Below are 16,838 nucleotides of genomic sequence, written 5' to 3' on the forward strand. Positions count from 1 at the left end.
CCGCCGTACCAGGATCCGTACGCCCAGCAGGCGTACCCGCCGCCGCCCATGTACCCGAACGCCGGGTTCGCCGGCAAGGGGCCGGGGCAGCAGCAGAACACCCTCGGCCTGGTGTCGATGATCCTCGGCATCGCGTCGATCCCGCTGGTCTGCTGCTACCTCGGCATCCCGCTGGGCATCGCCGCCGGGGTGACCGGCTGGATGGGCAAGCAGAAGGCCGCCCAGGGCCTGGCCGACAACCAGGGTCAGGCCCTCGCCGGCCTGATCTGCGGCGCCATCGGCGCCGTGCTGGGCCTGCTCCAGATCGCCCTGCTGATCTTCGGGGTCACCTACCAGCCCTGACCGGCCCGGCACGAAAGGGGCGTCCCGGCTCGTCCGGGGCGCCCCTTCGGCGTACCGGCGGCCTCAGCGGGCGCGGGGCGGGTCGGCGGGGCGGGAGAGCGCCCGGGTCGCGGCGGCGCCCAGCAGCGCGCCCACCCCGATGACCGCGGTCGCCACGCCGGCCACCTGCCAGGCGACGGGCCCCACCTCGGCCAGCCGGCCGCCGCCCAGCGACCCGGCGGAGGCCGCCGCGGCGGCGCCCAGCAGCACGCCGGCCACCGGCCCGGCGAGCGCCGCCGGCCCGAGCAGCGGGCCCCAGCGCAGCGGCGTCCGGTCGTCGGCGGCGAGCCGGAGCAGCCGGCGGGCCAGCAGCCAGCCCGCCGCCATCCCGGCGAGGACCGGCACCGCGAGCAGGGCCGCCCCGATGCCGTCGACCGGGCCGCGCGGCAGCCCCGCCAGCAGCGGGACGGCCGGCAGCGCGCCGACGGACACCTCGCTGGTGCGGACCGCCGTGTCCGTGCCGACGGCGAAACCCGGCCCGAGCAGGTAGCTGACCGACCAGATGGTGGCGTTGGGCGCGTAGGCGAGGCTGACCAGGGTGATCCCGGCCTGCCCGGCGACCCCGGTGCGATAGGCCCCGATGAGGTCGGCGGCGTCACCGCCCCCGGTGGCCACGGCGAGCCCCGCCGCCCCGCCGCCCGCGGCGAGCAGCAGCAGCCCGGCGACCAGCCCGGTGCGGATCCCGTCACGCAGCGGCTCCGGGGACCGCGCGGCCAGCAGGCCGGCGACGCGGGTCGTCCGGGCCGAGCCGACCAGGGCGGCGAGCGTGCCCAGCACCGCGAGGGTGACCCCGGCGCGGACCGGTGACGCCCCGGGGCCGCCCGCGCCGGCCAGCACCGCCGCGAGCACGCCGATCAGCGCGTACGCGATGCCGACCGCGCCGGCCGCGACGAGCGCCTGCCGGGGCGACCCCCCACCGCGCGCGCCGATCGCCCGGCTGGTGTGCACGCCCGCCCGGGTCAGTCGCCAGACCACCAACGCGGTCAACGCCAGCGGAGCCAGCCCGAGCGGGCCGGCGCCGGTGTCGAGCGGGACGCCGTGCCCGAGCAGCCAGCCGGCCAGCCCGGCGCGGAACGCGCTCGGCACGGAGGCGGCACCCTCGCTGAGCTGGAACAACCAGAGCACGACCACCACCGGCAGCCACGAGGTGAGCGCCGCCCAGCCGGCGGCGACCGCCGCGGCGACGGCCAGCGGGGCGCGGTTGCGAGGGGGCTCGCCGCTCCGCGGCGCGGGCACCCGCCGGCCGCGCCCGCCGGGCGCGGCCGGCCGGGCGTCGGTGCCGGCCTCGACGCCGGGGCGGCTCGGCTGATCAGGGGTGACGGAGGACATCGGGTCTACTCTGGCATGCCGCGCGCGCGGTGGCAGTCCGATACCGCCCCCGAGCGGCGGCGAGTTCCGTGATCCACCGTCTCCCGCCCCCGATCCGGTCTAGCCTCGGCCCAGGGACGCGACCGAAGTCGCGGCACCGACGTCCGGAGGGAAGCCGTGAACGCTCCGTACCCGCCGCCCCCGCCGCCACCGCCCGTGGCCGGCCAGGACCGCACCACGCTCTGGGGCGTGCTCGGCATCATCCTCGGCCTGCTCTGCTGCGGCATCCTGGGGATCGTCTTCGGCTACCTGTCGATCCGGGACGCCAAGCGCTTCGGGCAGTCGCCGGTGCTCGGCTGGTTGGCGATCGCGTTCGGCGTGCTCAACATCATCGGCAGTGGCGTCCTCTGGGCCGGCGGCAACTACCCGCTCTACAACGACTGAGGGCCGACCGCGAACGGTCGGCCCCCTGGTCGTACACCAGCCTGGATCAGCCGGCGGACATGATCTCCCGCATCAGCTTGGCGGTCTCGGTCGGCGTCTTGCCGACCTTGACGCCGACGGCCTCCAGCGCGCTCTTCTTGGCCTCGGCCGTGCCGGCGGAGCCGGAGATGATCGCGCCGGCGTGCCCCATGGTCTTGCCGGGAGGCGCGGTGAAGCCGGCGATGTAGCCGACCACCGGCTTGGTCACGTTCGCCTTGATGAACTCGGCGGCCCGCTCCTCGGCGTCGCCGCCGATCTCACCGATCATGACGATCGCGTCGGTGTCCGGGTCGGCCTCGAACGCGGCCAGCGCGTCGATGTGGGTGGTGCCGATGATCGGGTCACCGCCGATGCCGACGCAGGTCGAGAAGCCGATGTCGCGCAGCTCGTACATCATCTGGTAGGTCAGCGTGCCGCTCTTGCTGACCAGGCCGATGCGGCCGGTGCCGGTGATGTCGGCCGGGATGATCCCGGCGTTGGAGGCGCCCGGCGAGGCGATGCCCGGGCAGTTCGGCCCGATGATCCGGGTCCGCTCGCCCTTGGCCACGTTGTACGCCCAGAACGCGGCGGTGTCGTGCACCGGCACGCCCTCGGTGATCACCACGGCCAGGTCGATCCCGGCGTCGATCGCCTCGACGACCGCGCCCTTGGTGAACTGCGGCGGCACGAAGATCACGGTCACGTCGGCGCCGGTCTGCGCCATCGCGTCCGCGACGCTGGCGAAGACCGGCAGCTCGGTGCCGTCGAAGTCGACGGTCTGGCCCGCCTTGCGCGGGTTGACGCCGCCGACGACGTTGGTGCCCGCGGCGAGCATCCGCCGGGTGTGCTTGGAACCCTCGGAACCGGTCATCCCCTGGACGATGACCTTCGAGTCCTTGGTCAGCCAGATAGCCATTGTCAGACCCCCGCAGCCGCCAGCTCGGCGGCCCGCTCGGCCGCGCCATCCATCGTGTCCACCCGCTGGACCAGCGGGTTGTTCGCGCCGTCGAGGATCGCCCGGCCGGCCTCGGCGTTGTTGCCGTCGAGGCGGACGACCAGCGGCTTGGTGACCTTCTCGCCGCGCTGCTCGAGCAGGGCCAGCGCCTGCACGATGCCGTTGGCGACCTCGTCGCAGGCGGTGATGCCGCCGAAGACGTTGACGAAGACGCTCTTCACCGACGGGTCGGACAGGACGATCTCCAGCCCGTTCGCCATCACCGCGGCGCTCGCGCCGCCGCCGATGTCGAGGAAGTTGGCCGGCTTGACGCCGCCGTGCCGCTCGCCGGCGTACGCGACCACGTCGAGGGTCGACATGACCAGGCCCGCGCCGTTGCCGATGATGCCGACCTCGCCGTCGAGCTTGACGTAGTTGAGGTCCTTCTCCTTGGCGGCCTGCTCCAGCGGGTCCACCGCGGCCTGGTCGACGAGCGCCTCGTGGTCCGGGTGCCGGAAGCCGGCGTTCTCGTCCAGGGTGACCTTGGCGTCGAGCAGCAGCAGCTTGCCCTCGCCGGTCTTGGCCAGCGGGTTCACCTCGACCAGCGTGGCGTCCTCGGCGACGAAGGCCTTCCACAGGCCCACGGCGACCTCGACGACCTGGTCGGCGACCTCGGCCGGGAAGCCGGCGGCGGCGACGATCTCGCGCGCCTTCGCCTCGTCGACGCCGGTGTTGGCGTCGATCGGGGCCTTGACGACCTTCTCCGGGGTGTCGGCGGCGACCTGCTCGATGTCCATGCCGCCCGCGACGCTGGCGATGCAGAGGAAGGTGCGGTTCGCCCGGTCGAGCAGGTAGGAGAAGTAGTACTCCTCGGCCACGTCCGCGGTCACGGTGATCATGACCTTGTGGACCGTGTGACCCTTGATGTCCATGCCGAGGATGTCGGTGGCCCGGGCCACCGTCTCATCCGCGCCCTCGGCCAGCTTCACGCCGCCGGCCTTGCCCCGGCCCCCGACCTTCACCTGCGCCTTGACGACCACCCGACCGCCGAGGCGTTCGGCGATCGCGCGGGCCTCCTCCGGGGTCGTGGCGACGCCGCCGGCGAGCACGGGCAAGCCGTGCCGCTCGAACAGGTCCCGCCCCTGGTACTCGTACAGGTCCACGTTTGCGCGTCCCGTCCCGTCTCCGCGGCGCGCCGTCGCGCCGCCACCAGCGTTATGGAAAACAGTTTGACGCCTGTCATCAGTTGAAACAGGCCATTGGGCGCAGCCTAGCGAGGTGGACACCGGCCGCAACCGAGCGGGTGCGCGGTGTGCGGTAATGCACAGCCAGCGGCGTCGCGCGGCCTTTCCGCGACTTCGGGCCCCGACGTCAGCCGTCCGGACGATGTTGTCCGGGCTGCGTAACCCCTCCGCAGGGGCGTCGTTGAGTCAGGTGTCGGAGCGCTGATGCAGCGCGGCGACGGGAGACGGCCGATGCCCTGTCGGTCGAGGGGTGGCGGCGGGGCATCGTGCATAGAGGGGCCGGACGTGTGAGGGGTGCGTCCGGCCCCTCCCCCTGTCCGACGTCAGCCGTCGACCGGCCTGAGTCGTCTGTGACCCGTCGACCGCCCCGAGTCCGTGAACAGCACGTCCTCGCCCTCCGGCGGGATGCTGACCGACCGTCAGGCGACCGGCTGCGCGACGTTCTCCCGGACCCACTCCACGATCGAGGCGGTGGTGGCGCCCGGCGTGAAGATCTTGGCGACGCCCAGCTTCTGCAGCTCGGGGATGTCCGCGTCGGGGATGATGCCGCCGCCGAAGACGACGATGTCGCGGGCGTCCCGCTCACCGAGCAGCTCCACCACGCGCCGGAAGAGCGTCATGTGCGCCCCGGACAGCACGGAGAGCCCGACCGCGTCGGCGTCCTCCTGGATCGCGGTCTCCACGATCTGCTCCGGGGTCTGGTGCAGGCCGGTGTAGATGACCTCCATGCCGGCGTCCCGGAGGGCACGCGCGACGACCTTGGCGCCACGGTCGTGGCCGTCCAGGCCCGGCTTGGCGACGACGACCCGAACACGAGAGCTCATCTGCGCATCCCTTTCACCGGCTCCGCGGCTTCACCTGAACGAACGGTAACCCGCCCCGCCCGGCCCGGGAAATCCGGGCGGCGAAGCGCACGGCACACCGGCCGGCGACACCCGGGGGGAGGTTGCCCCCACAGACGGTACGCATGCCGTAGATGATCACCGCCGTCAAGCCGGACGACTCCGCCGTTCGGTCACGCTGCGCGACGAACGGGCAGTTACGGGGGCGCCGTTCGACGGGAACGAGGCATGACAATCACGGACGCAAAGGGACAGAACGCGGTAGCAATTCGGCGCTTCGGCTTGTGACGGGCCTGGTGGTTGGCTAACGTGTCCACGGTTGTCATCAGGTCCACGGACGGGTGACGACGCGGCCAGCCGACGTTCATCGGAGCTTCACGAGCGTCGAGGAAGCCGCATCGGATCCCCGACAACGGAGGGTGTGCGTGCGCCAGCGCCTGTCGTCTGAGCCCGATCGATATCGCGGCCGCCGCCGCGTACCCACCCCCCCGCGTAGCCGCTACGCCGCCGTCGTCACCACCGCCCTCGTCGGGGCCGGTGTCGTCGCGCTCGGCGCGAGCGCCATGCCGGACGCGAAGAGCGTCGACCCGTCGGTCCTCGACGAGCTGAAGGCCGCCTCGACGCTGAGCCAGGACGCCGCGGCCCGCGCCGACGCCGCCGACCGCGCCTCCCGCGACAGCACCCGCGCCGCCGGAGCCGAGGACGCCGCCGAGCGCGAGGTCTGGCGGCTCCCCCTGGAGAGCTTCGAGTTCAACACGCCCTACGGCATGCGCTGGGGCAAGCTGCACACCGGCGTCGACCTGGTCGCCCCCGAGGGCACGCCCTACGTCGCCATCCACGCCGGCACCGTCACCAAGGCCGGCTGGTTCGGCGGTTACGGCTACACGGTGATCGTCCAGCACGCCGACGGCAGCGAGGCGATCTACGGCCACTCCTCCGCGCTGAGCGTGCAGCAGGGGCAGCAGGTCAAGGCGGGCGACCAGCTCGGGCTCGTCGGCAACACCGGCCACTCCTACGGCTCCCACCTCCACCTGGAGGTCCATGTCAAGGGCGAGCCGCGCGACCCGGTGCCGTGGCTCCAGGAGCGCGGAGTGGACATCAAGCTACAAACCGAGGCATATTACAACGACGCAGCCGCGTCCTGACGCTGCGCACCGACCGTTGACCGCCCGGATCTGTCGATCCGGGCGGTTTTTCGTCGGCCGCCAGCGGGCGAAAGTCTGCTGGGTCACAACCGCGAGTGTGACCGCCGCCACGATCGACCATGATCACTTACCGCTACCAAAGCCCCAACTCGGAGGTTAACGGACGGCACCGGCCACCGTCGTTCCGTCCCGACCCGATCCCCCTACCCGCTGCCGGCCCCGCTGACACCAGTATTTCGAGGTCAAGTGCCCCCTCGACCAGTGAAGGTCCGCCGTGCAGGAAGACACTCAGAACGAGAACACCCCCGACGCCCCCGCCCGGCACCGGAGGCGGGCCGGCGGCCGCACCCGAGTGATCGTCGCCGCGGCGGCCCTGGTCGGCCTCGGTCTCGGCGGCGCCGCCTTCGCGGCCACCGGCAACGACGAGCCCTCCGTCCCGGCCGCCGTCTCCCTCGACGCGCAGGCCCGTGCCGAGGCCGCCGACCGCGCCGACCGCGCCGCCCGCGAGTCGGCCGTCCCGGCCACCCCCTCGGCCAGCCCGACGCCGAGCCCCACGACGGCCAGCCCGTCGGCGAAGCCCAGCCCGAAGGCGACCACCGCCAAGCCGACGCCGAAGAAGACCAGCAAGCCCAAGCCGAGCTGGGTCGTCCCGATGAAGGGCGCCGCGATCACCTCCTGCTACGGCCCGCGCTGGGGCACCCTGCACGCCGGCATCGACTTCGCGCTGCCCGCCGGCACCCCGGTCCGCGCCGCCTTCGGCGGCACGGTCACCAAGGCCGGCGACGTCGGCGACGGGTACGGCATCTCCGTCGTCGTCGACCACGGCAACGGCTACCTGACCCACTACGCCCACCTCAGCACCGCCAAGGTGGGCGTGGGCGACAAGGTGGGCGCCGGCGAGACCATCGGCCTGGAGGGCTCCACGGGTGACTCCACCGGGCCGCACCTGCACTTCGAGGTCCACCAGGGCCAGATGTGGAACCAGATCGACCCGGCGCCGTTCCTGCGCGCCCGGGGCATCGACGTGGCCTGCTGACCCGTACCGACCGGGACGGCCCGGTCCGGCGTGCCGCCGGGCCGGGCCGTGGTCGTCTCAGAGCTTGTCGATCGGCGCGTGCCGCAGCACCAGCCACATCGTCTGGTCACCGAAGTCGATCTGCGCCCGGGCGCCCGGGCCGTGCCCCTCCACCGCGAGCACCCGCCCCAGGCCGTAGCGCTGGTGGTTGACCCGGTCACCGGCGGACACCTTCGGCCCCTGCGGCAGCTCGCTCGCCGTGGTCAGCCGGCTGGCGTCGACGCCGAGCCGCTTCGCCAACTGGGCGGCCTTGGGGGTGCCGCCGTTGAAGCCGCCGCGCCCGCCGGGCACACGGTCCGCGCGGCCCCCGACGCCGCCGCCCCCACCGGCCCACGAGGTGTACGACCCCTCGGTGCGCTCCCAGCGGACCAGCTCCGGCGGCAGCTCCTCCAGGAACCGGGACGGCGGGTTGTAGGACGGCTGCCCCCACGCCGAGCGGGTCACCGCCCGGGAGAGGTAGAGGCGCTGGCGGGCCCGGGTGATGCCCACGTACGCCAGCCGGCGCTCCTCCTCCAGCTCCCGGGTGTCGCCGAGCGAGCGCAGGTGCGGGAAGACGCCGTCCTCCAGGCCGGTCAGGAAGACGACCGGGAACTCCAGCCCCTTGGCGGTGTGCAGCGTCATCAGGGTGACCACGCCCTGGTGGTCCGGGTCGTCGGTCGGCACCTGGTCGGCGTCGGCGACCAGCGCGACCTGCTCCAGGAAGCCGGCCACGGTGGCCCGCTCCCCCTCCTCGCCGGTCGCCTCGATCCGCTCCGTGTACTCCCGGGCGACGCTGACCAGCTCCTGGAGGTTGTCGACCCGACCGGCGTCCTGCGGGTCGAGGCTCTCCTCCAGCTCGGTGAGGTAACCCGAGCGGGTCAGCAGCGCCTCCAGCACCTCCTCCGGGGTGCCGGTCTCGGCCAGCTCGCGGGCGCCGTCGAGCAGGTCGACGAAGTCCGCGATGCCGTTGGCCGCCCGGGTGGAGATGCCCGGCGCGTCCTTCGCCCGCCGCAGCGCCGCGCCGAAGGAGATCCGGTCCCGGCTGGACAGGGCCTCCACGCACGCCTCGGCGCGGTCGCCGATGCCCCGTCGGGGGGTGTTGAGGATCCGGCGCAGGCTGACCGTGTCGTCGTCGTTGACCACCGCGCGCAGGTAGGCCAACGCGTCGCGGACCTCCTTACGCTCGTAGAAGCGCACCCCGCCGACCACCTTGTAGGGCAGGCCGACCCGGATGAACACCTCCTCGAAGACCCGGGACTGGGCGTTGGTGCGGTAGAAGACGGCCACGTCACCGGGGCGGGTCTCGTCGGCGTCGACCAGCCGGTCGATCTCCCTGGCCACCCAGTCGGCCTCGGCGTGCTCGGTGTCCGCCACGTAGCCGACGATCCGCTCGCCGGCGCCCGCCTCGCTCCACAGCCGCTTCGGCTTGCGCGAGGTGTTGCGGTCGATCACCGCGTTGGCGGCGTTGAGAATCGTCTGGGTCGAGCGGTAGTTCTGCTCCAGCAGGATCGTGCGGGCGTCGCTGAAGTCGCGCTCGAACTCCAGGATGTTGCGGATCGTCGCGCCGCGGAACGCGTAGATGGACTGGTCGGCGTCGCCGACCACGCACAGCTCCGCCGGCTCGATCCCGTCCGTGCCCGAGACCAGCTCCTTGATCAGCACGTACTGGGCGTGGTTGGTGTCCTGGTATTCGTCGACCAGCACGTGCCGGAACCGCCGGCGGTAGCTCTCCGCGACGTGCGGGTGGGACTGGAGCAGGTGCACCGTCGTCATGATCAGGTCGTCGAAGTCGAGCGCGTGCGCCTCGCGCAGCCGCCGCTGGTAGAGCGTGTAGGCCTCCGCCAGCGCCCGCTCGTTGGGGCCCTTGGCGCGGCCCGCGAACTCCTCCGGGTCGACCAGCTCGTTCTTCAGGTTGGAGACCTGGGCGGCGAGCCCGCGCGCCGGGTAGCGCTTCGGGTCGAGGTCGAGCTCCCGGGCGACCATCTGCATCAGCCGACGGGAGTCGTCCGCGTCGTAGATCGAGAAGGTCGACTTCAGCCCGGCGTGCTCGTGCTCGGCGCGCAGGATGCGCACGCACGCGGAGTGGAACGTCGACACCCACATCAGCCGGGCACGCGGGCCGACGAGGTGCGCGACGCGCTCCTTCATCTCGCCGGCGGCCTTGTTGGTGAAGGTGATCGCGATGATCTCGCCGGGGTGCACGTCCCGGGCGGCCAGCAGGTAGGCGATCCGGTGGGTGAGCACCCGGGTCTTGCCCGAACCGGCGCCGGCCACGATCAGCAGCGGCGAGCCGGCGTGGGTGACGGCGTCGCGCTGGGGCCCGTTGAGGCCCTCGACCAGGGCCTGCGGGTCGAGGCGGGCGGCGGCGGACCCCGGCCGGTGCGGCGGGGTCGGGGCAGGCGCCGGCGCGGGCGGGGACACGGGGATGTCGAAGAGAGGATGCATCGCACGGCGAGTCTATGCCGCCGGCCGGACACTTCCCCGCCGCGTGGACCCCGGCGCGACCGGGCCGTCATCGGAGGACCGGCCGAGCCGAGGGCCCGGGCCTGCCCGAGCGACCGCCGGAGCGACCGGACGGGCACCTGGGCGCGGGCCGATCCGGCGCGGCGTGCCGGGCGGGTCCGGCGGGGCGTGCCAGGTTGAGACGAAGATGTCACCCTGTCCTGTCTGGTGCCGCCAGCCCAGGTACAGAACGATGACGGTGAAAATCCGGCTCCTTCCCCCGTACACGACTGGGAGAACGACCATGACTCAGCCGCGTTCGCGCGGTCGGTCGGCGCTGCGTCACCTCGCCGCGCCCGCCCTCGCGTTGGCCGTCGTCGCCACGCTGCCCACCGCTTCCCGGCCCGCCCCGGCCCCCGCCGACGACCCGTGGGCCGCCCTCGCCCCCGTCTCGGTCTCCTACGCCACCCCCACGGGCGGCGAGGTCAAGGGCAACTTCCTCAGCTACAACGACTTCCACGGCGCCATCGACCCGCCCGGCGGCAGCGGCGCGGTGGTCAACGGCACCCCGGCCGGCGGGGTGGAGTACCTCGCCACCTGGCTGAAGCGGCTGCGCGCCGAGGCCGCCGCCGAGGGGCGGGTCACCACCACCGTCGGGGCCGGCGACCTGATCGGCGCCACCCCGCTGGTCAGCGCCGCCTTCCACGACGAGCCGACCATCGAGCTGATGGACGAGATCGGGCTGGAGGTCAGCTCGGTCGGCAACCACGAGTTCGACGAGGGCGTCGACGAGCTGATCCGGATCAACAAGGGCGGCTGCCACCCGGTCGACGGCTGCCAGGACGGGGACGGCTTCGCCGGCGCGAAGTTCACGTACCTCGCCGCCAACACCGTCAGCAGGAAGACAGGGCTGCCGATCCTGCCCCCGGTCGACGTGAAGTTCGTCGGCGGCGTGCCGGTCGGCTTCGTCGGCGTGACCCTGGAAGGCACCCCGGACATCGTCAACCCGGCCGGCATCGCCTCGGTGCGGTTCACCGACGAGGTGGCGACCGCCAACAAGTGGGGCGGGCTGCTCAAGCTCTTCGGCGTCAAGGCGATGGTGCTGCTGGTGCACGAGGGCGGCGCGCAGTCGCCGCCGCCGGCCACCCCGGGCGTCTCGGACTGCGCGAACTTCTCGGGCCCGATCGTGGACATCGTCCGCGGCCTGCGGCCGGAGTTCGGGCTGGTCGTCTCCGGCCACACGCACCGCTTCTACTCCTGCTCCCTGCCGAACTCCTCGGGCGCGCAGAGCGTCGTCACCAGCGCCGGCAACAACGGCCAGCTGATCACCGACGTGGACTACTCGCTGGACCGGCGCACCGGCCGGTTCACCGGGATCTCCGCCCGCAACGTGGTCGTCGAGAACGGCGTCCGCAACCCGGACGGCACCTGGCAGCAGAGCGCGCCGGGCACGTACGTGCGCAACCCCGACCTGGTGGACCCGGCCGCCAAGGCGCTGGCCGACAAGTACCGGGCGGCCGTGGCGCCCATCGCCAACCGGGTGGTGGGCCGGGTGTCGGCCGACGTCGTCCGCGACGCCCGCCCCAACGGCGAGAGCCCGCTCGGTGACGTGATCGCCGACGCGCAGATCGCGTACACCCGGTCGGCCGGGGCGCAGATCGCGCTGATGAACCCGGGCGGCATCCGGGCGTCGCTGCCGTACGCCGCCTCCGCCGGCGGCGAGGCGCCGGGTGAGATCACGTACGGCGAGGCCTTCACCGTCCAGCCGTTCAACAACCTGGTGGTCACCCAGACCCTCACCGGCGCCCAGCTACGCAACGTGCTGGAGCAGCAGTTCGTCGGCTTCAACGGGCAGACCACCCAGCGCATCCTCCAGGTCTCCGCCGGGCTGACCTACTCCTACGACACCACCGCCCCGGCGGGCTCGCGGGTGAGCGCCCTGGCGCTCGACGGCGTGCCGGTCGACCCGGCGGCCAGCTACCGGGTCACCACGAACGACTTCCTGGCCAACGGCGGGGACGGCTTCACCGAGCTGCGCGCCGGCACCGGCCGCAGCACGGCCCCCGGCTTCGACGTCGACGCGCTGATCGCGTACCTGGGCGCCGGCGAGCCGGTCGCCCCCGGGCCGGCCGACCGCATCACCCGGCTCAGCTGACCGGGCACGGTCCCGGCGTCGCCGGCGCCGGGACCGTGCCGCCGGCCACGTGTCCGGCCGAATCCTTGCGCGCGCCGGCCCTGGGTCGGCATACTCGACGGCGTGTTCGGTCAGCGCTTCTACTTTTACTACGGCACCGGGAGTCCGGCAGCCGTGGGTCGCGCCTGATCAACAGACCTACGAGAAAGCCCCGGGCTCCTGGAGCCCGGGGCTTTCTCCGTCCCGGGATCCGGGCACCGGGCACCTGACGGCGAGGGGTACCCGATGATGACAGACGTGGTGGAGTCCAACGGCAGCCTGACGCGGCCCGGGGCTGGCCGGCCCGACCCGGGGGCATCCGGCCAGGTCGACGCGCCGGGCGGCGCCGACGACGCGAAGCCGGAGGCGCGCACCGGCACCGCGGAGCCGGGCGCGGCCGCCCGGATCGTGGAGATCCGGGAACGGATCGACGAGATCGACCGGGCGCTCATCGAGCTGTGGCAGGAGCGAGCCCGCCTCTCCCAGGAGGTCGGGGCGACCCGGATGGCCTCCGGCGGCACGCGGCTCGTGCTCTCCCGGGAGCGGGAGATCCTGGAGCGTTTCCGGGTCGCCCTCGGCGCCGACGGCACGCAGCTCGCGCTGCTGCTGCTCCGCGCCGGCCGCGGCCCCCTGTGAGGCGTACCGGGGCGGCGCGGCGGGCCGGGCGGCGCGGTGGTTGCGTCCCGGCCGCCGGCCGCCGCGCCCGCCCGGAAACGACGGAACCGCCTGCCGTCGTCGCGGTGACGTCGGCAGGCGGTCCCGTGGTTGTCACACCTCGTGCGTCTGCACGATCTCCCGCTTCTCGGCGAAGTGGCAGGCGCTCGGGTGGTCCGAGCCCGACCGGATCTCCAGCAGCGGGACCTGCTGGGCGCAGACGTCCTGCGCCTTCCAGCAGCGGGTCCGGAACCGGCAGCCCGAGGGCGGGCTGACCGGCGACGGCACGTCACCGGTGAGGCGGATGATCGCCTTGTTCTCGCGGACGGTCGGGTCCGGCACCGGCACCGCCGACAGCAGCGCCTGGGTGTACGGGTGGGTCGGCCGCTCGTAGATCTCGTCCTCGGTGCCGATCTCCGCGATCTTGCCGAGGTACATCACCGCGACCCGGTCCGACAGGTGCCGGACCACCGACAGGTCGTGCGCGATGAAGACGTACGACAGGCCGAACTCGCCCTGGAGCTGCTCCAGCAGGTTCATCACCTGCGCCTGGATCGACACGTCCAGGGCCGACACCGGCTCGTCGCAGACGATGATCTCGGGCCGCAGGGCGAGCGCCCGGGCGATGCCGATGCGCTGCCGCTGACCGCCGGAGAACTGGTGCGGGTACCGGTTGATGTGCTCCGGGTTCAGACCCACCAGGTCGAGCAGTTCCATCACCTTGCCCCGGCGGCTGCCCTTCGGCGCCACCTCCGGGTGGATCTCGAACGGCTCGCCGATGAGGTCGCCGACCGTCATCCGCGGGTTCAGCGAGGTGTACGGGTCCTGCATCACCAGCTGGATCTGCCGGCGCAGCCGCCGCAGCGCCCCGCCGGAGAACTTGGAGATGTCCTGGCCCTTGTAGAGCACGCTGCCGGAAGTCGGCCGCTCCAGGTTCATCAGGACCCGGGCCAGGGTCGACTTGCCGCAGCCGGACTCGCCGACCACACCCAGGGTCTCGCCGGCCTTGAGGTCGAAGGAGACCCCGTCCACCGCCTTGACCTGGCCGATGGTCTTCTTGAAGACCACACCCCGGGTCACCGGGTAGTGCTTGACCAGGTCACGGACCTCGAGGATGTTCTCAGTCACGGTTCACCAGCTCCTCGGCGAAGTGGCAGGCGCTGGCCCGGCCGGCACCCACCTGCAGCAGCGGCGGGACCTTCTCCCGGCAGACCGGCTGCGCCATGGGGCAGCGCGGGTTGAACGGGCAGCCCGGCGGGATGTTCATCAGGTTCGGCGGGAGGCCCTTGATGGTCCGGAGCTGCTGCCCCTTCTCGTCCAGCCGGGGAATCGAGTTGATCAGACCGATCGTGTACGGGTGCGCCGGCTTGGCGTACAGGTCGTACACGTTGGCTTCCTCGACGATGCGACCCGCGTACATGACCGCGATCCGGTCCGCGACGTCGGCGACCACGCCGAGGTCGTGGGTGATCAGGATCATGCCCATCTGCCGCTCCCGCTGGAGTTCGGCGAGCAGGTCCATGATCTGGGCCTGCACCGTCACGTCCAGCGCGGTGGTCGGCTCGTCCGCGATCAGCACCTCCGGGTCCAGTGCCAGCGACATCGCGATCATGGCGCGCTGCCGCATACCACCCGAGAACTGGTGCGGGTAGTTGCTGAACCGGCCCTTGGCGTTCGGGATCTTGACCTGGTCGAGCATCTCGATCGCGCGCTTCTTGGCGTCGGCACGGCTCATGCCGCGCCGCACCCGGAACTGCTCGGCGATCTGGAAGCCGACGGTGAAAACCGGGTTGAGCGCGGAGAGCGCGTCCTGGAAGATCATGGCGATCCCCTCACCGCGGATGCGGCGACGCTCCTCGAAGGACATCTTCAGCATGTCCTTGCCGTGGAAGCGGACCTGACCGCCGGTGACGAAACCGGGCGGCGTGTCCAGGATGCCCATGATGGTCTGCGCGGTGACGCTCTTACCGGAGCCGGACTCGCCGAGCACGGCGAGGGTCTCCCCCGCGTCGACGTGGTACGTGACCCCGTTGATGACCTTCGCGACGCCGTCCCGGGTGCGGAACTCCACGCGGAGGTCGTCGACCTCGAGCAGACGGCCGGAGGGGCGACCGGAGGTACCCGCCGCGGACTGCTCGGACACGAGAATGTCGGACAACTGAATCGCCCCTAGCGGAGTTTCGGATCGAGGGCCTCGCGGACCGTCTCACCGAGCACCACGAAGCTCAGCACGGCGGTGACGAGGAAGGCGGCCGGGAAGAAGAGCAGGTACGGCGCGACCCGGATGAGGGACTGGGCCTCGTTGATCATGATGCCCCAGGAGACCACCGGGCTCTTCAGGCCGACGCCCAGGAAGGACAGCGTCGCCTCGGCGCCGATGAACGAGCCGACCAGGATCGTCCCGTAGACCAGCAGCGGCGCGAGGCTGTTCGGCAGCAGGTGCTTGAGGATGATCCGGCCGGTGCCGGCACCCAGCGCCCGGGCGGCGACGATGTAGTCGGCCTCCTTGGTGGCCAGCACCGAGGAGCGCATCAGCCGCATCACGACCGGCCAGCCCAGCACGACCAGGGACATGCTCACCAGGGCCATGATCTCGGCCTTGCTGTTGCTCGTGCCCGACCCGTTGAAGGTGGTCAGGATGACGATGGCGCCCAGCACGAAGGGCAGGCCGAAGAAGACGTCGGCGACGCGGGAGAGCAGGGCGTCCACCCAGCCGCCCCGGTAGCCGGCCATGATGCCCATCGCGCCGCCGATCAGCAGCACGCCGAGCACCGAGAGCACGGAGACCACGATGGAGGCGCGGGCGCCGTAGATCACCCGGGCGTAGACGTCGCGCCCCTGGAAGTCGTAGCCGAACCAGGCTTCCGACGACGGGCCGACGAGGCTGTTCTTCAGGTCGCCGTTCGCCGGGTCGCCGGAGCTGAACAGCGACGGGAAGGCGGTCATCACCAGGAAGATGACGATGAACGTCGCGGAGATCCAGAACAGCGGCTTGCGACGCAGGATGAGCCAGGCGTCGCCGAGCAGGCCGCGCGGCTTCTCCTTGCGGGCGTTCTCCGGCTGGCCCGCGTTGGTGGGCGCGCCCAGCTCAGTCGGCGCGGTGGCCGGGGGCGTACTGACGATCGACGCGGCACTGGGGTCGCTCATGCCGGCACCTCGCTCCGCTCGACCCGGGCGTGGGTGCCCGGGCACGCTGCAATGACCAAGTTTCGTTCGCTGCGCTCACTCATAGCGGATCCTCGGGTCCAGGGCGGCGTAGAGCAGGTCCACCACGAGGTTCATGACCAGGTAGACCAGCACCAGGACCACCACGATGGAGACAACCGTAGCGCTCTCCTTGGTGACGATCGCGCGGAAGACCTGGCGGCCGATCCCGTTGATCTGGAAGATGCCCTCGGTCACGATCGCGCCGCCCATCAGGGCACCGAGGTCGGTGCCGAGCAGGGTGACCACCGGGATGAGGGAGTTGCGCAGCAGGTGCACCCCGACCACCCGCCGCATCGGCAGGCCCTTGGCGATCGCGGTGCGGACGTAGTCGGCGCGCCGGTTCTCCGCGATGCTCGTCCGGGCGACCCGGGCGATGTACGCCATCGAGGCGCTACCCAGCACGAAGCCGGGCACGATCAGCTCCGAGATACGCATCTCGCTGGAGACGGTGGGCTTGATGACGCCCCACTGCACGCCGAGCACCCACTGGAGCACGAAGCCGATGACGAAGATCGGCAGCGCGATCAGGAAGAGGCTGGAGACCAGGACCAGGTTGTCCAGGAAGCCGTTACGGCGCAGGCCGGTCAGCACACCCGCGGTGAGGCCGATGACCGCCTCGATGACGAGGGCCACCAGGGCCAGCTTCAAAGTGTTCGGGTACGACGTGGCGATGATGTCGCCGATCTCCCGGCCGCCGAACGTCTGCCCGAAGTCGCCCTGGAACAGGTTCTGCATGTAGTTGCCGTACTGCACCCAGATGGACTGATCCAGCTTGAACTTCTCGGTCATCATGTTGACGTAGGCGTCCGGGCAGGCGCGTTCGCCGCACTTGCCGGCGAACGGGTCGCCGGGCACCGACCAGACCAGCCAGTAGATCAGGAACGTCGTTCCGATGAAGACCGGGATGAGTTGGAGCAGCCGTCTCAACAGATAACGGCCCATGGGGTGGTCCTCCAGACAGGGGGCGCGTCGGACGGCCGACACGGGGATGA

15 protein-coding genes are annotated in these 16,838 nt (G+C 72.0%); 6 read left to right on the forward strand and 9 right to left on the reverse strand.

The genetic code is table 11. The features are described 5' to 3' along the window. Positions 1 to 342: DUF4190 domain-containing protein (locus ABT006_RS07715; protein WP_350703986.1), on the forward strand; the 342-nt coding region annotated here is incomplete at its 5' end. 63 nt (positions 343 to 405) lie between these two features. Here ABT006_RS07715 and ABT006_RS07720 read toward each other — a convergent pair. After that, on the reverse strand, positions 406 to 1,710 hold the full coding sequence (locus ABT006_RS07720) for a cell division protein PerM (protein WP_350703988.1): 1,305 nt from the start codon (positions 1,708 to 1,710) through the stop codon (positions 406 to 408). A gap of 156 nt (positions 1,711 to 1,866) precedes the next feature. Here ABT006_RS07720 and ABT006_RS07725 point away from each other — a divergent pair, with 156 nt between their 5' ends. Further along, a complete protein-coding gene (locus ABT006_RS07725; protein ID WP_350703990.1) occupies positions 1,867 to 2,133 on the forward strand; it encodes a hypothetical protein in 267 nt (88 codons plus the stop codon). A 46-nt stretch (positions 2,134 to 2,179) separates the two neighbouring features. On the opposite strand, the gene sucD is transcribed toward ABT006_RS07725, so the two are convergent. The 3 genes from sucD to icmB form a co-directional block, all read right to left on the reverse strand. Next, the gene (gene sucD / locus ABT006_RS07730; RefSeq protein ID WP_350684227.1) at positions 2,180 to 3,067 is read right to left on the reverse strand and encodes a succinate--CoA ligase subunit alpha; all 888 of its coding nucleotides are present in this window, start codon (positions 3,065 to 3,067) and stop codon (positions 2,180 to 2,182) included. Positions 3,068 to 3,069: 2 nt separating this feature from the next. Next, positions 3,070 to 4,248 carry an ADP-forming succinate--CoA ligase subunit beta gene (gene sucC, locus ABT006_RS07735; RefSeq protein WP_350703991.1) on the reverse strand — a complete coding sequence of 393 codons (1,179 nt, stop codon included), beginning with the start codon at positions 4,246 to 4,248 and terminating at the stop codon, positions 3,070 to 3,072. 500 nt (positions 4,249 to 4,748) lie between these two features. Next, a complete protein-coding gene (icmB, locus tag ABT006_RS07740) occupies positions 4,749 to 5,153 on the reverse strand; it encodes a coenzyme B12-dependent isobutyryl CoA mutase small subunit (protein WP_350684229.1) in 405 nt (134 codons plus the stop codon). A gap of 443 nt (positions 5,154 to 5,596) precedes the next feature. Here icmB and ABT006_RS07745 point away from each other — a divergent pair, with 443 nt between their 5' ends. Further along, positions 5,597 to 6,316, forward strand: a complete 720-nt coding sequence (locus tag ABT006_RS07745) for a M23 family metallopeptidase (RefSeq protein WP_350703993.1) — start codon at positions 5,597 to 5,599, stop codon at positions 6,314 to 6,316. A gap of 274 nt (positions 6,317 to 6,590) precedes the next feature. Continuing rightward, positions 6,591 to 7,352, forward strand: coding sequence for a M23 family metallopeptidase (locus ABT006_RS07750; RefSeq protein WP_350703995.1), 762 nt, complete (start codon positions 6,591 to 6,593; stop codon positions 7,350 to 7,352). A gap of 57 nt (positions 7,353 to 7,409) precedes the next feature. Here the strand turns inward: ABT006_RS07750 and pcrA are convergent, their stop codons facing one another. Further along, on the reverse strand, positions 7,410 to 9,815 hold the full coding sequence (gene pcrA, locus ABT006_RS07755) for a DNA helicase PcrA (RefSeq protein ID WP_350703996.1): 2,406 nt from the start codon (positions 9,813 to 9,815) through the stop codon (positions 7,410 to 7,412). Positions 9,816 to 10,116: 301 nt separating this feature from the next. Here pcrA and ABT006_RS07760 point away from each other — a divergent pair, with 301 nt between their 5' ends. Both ABT006_RS07760 and ABT006_RS07765 read left to right on the forward strand, forming a co-directional pair. Further along, positions 10,117 to 11,967, forward strand: coding sequence for a bifunctional metallophosphatase/5'-nucleotidase (locus ABT006_RS07760; protein WP_350703998.1), 1,851 nt, complete (start codon positions 10,117 to 10,119; stop codon positions 11,965 to 11,967). Positions 11,968 to 12,231: 264 nt separating this feature from the next. Continuing rightward, complete coding sequence (locus ABT006_RS07765; protein ID WP_350704000.1) at positions 12,232 to 12,621, forward strand: chorismate mutase; 390 nt, start codon at positions 12,232 to 12,234, stop codon at positions 12,619 to 12,621. Positions 12,622 to 12,753: 132 nt separating this feature from the next. On the opposite strand, the gene ABT006_RS07770 is transcribed toward ABT006_RS07765, so the two are convergent. The 4 genes from ABT006_RS07770 to ABT006_RS07785 all read right to left on the reverse strand — a co-directional run bounded on the left by ABT006_RS07770 (position 12,754) and on the right by ABT006_RS07785 (position 16,788). After that, on the reverse strand, positions 12,754 to 13,767 hold the full coding sequence (locus ABT006_RS07770) for an ABC transporter ATP-binding protein (protein ID WP_350704002.1): 1,014 nt from the start codon (positions 13,765 to 13,767) through the stop codon (positions 12,754 to 12,756). Beyond that, positions 13,760 to 14,782, reverse strand: coding sequence for an ABC transporter ATP-binding protein (locus ABT006_RS07775; protein WP_350684244.1), 1,023 nt, complete (start codon positions 14,780 to 14,782; stop codon positions 13,760 to 13,762). Before ABT006_RS07775 ends, ABT006_RS07770 begins: the two co-directional genes overlap by 8 nt. Before the next feature lie 26 nt (positions 14,783 to 14,808). Then, entirely contained in the window at positions 14,809 to 15,786 is a 978-nt protein-coding gene (locus ABT006_RS07780; RefSeq protein ID WP_350704004.1) for an ABC transporter permease, read from the reverse strand. 75 nt (positions 15,787 to 15,861) lie between these two features. Then, positions 15,862 to 16,788 (reverse strand): ABC transporter permease, encoded by a 927-nt coding sequence (locus ABT006_RS07785; protein ID WP_350704006.1) that lies wholly within the window; start codon positions 16,786 to 16,788, stop codon positions 15,862 to 15,864. Positions 16,789 to 16,838: the final 50 nt, after the last annotated feature.

Origin of the sequence: Micromonospora sp. NPDC002717 (assembly GCF_040295705.1) — a bacterium.
Taxonomy (GTDB): domain Bacteria; phylum Actinomycetota; class Actinomycetes; order Mycobacteriales; family Micromonosporaceae; genus Micromonospora.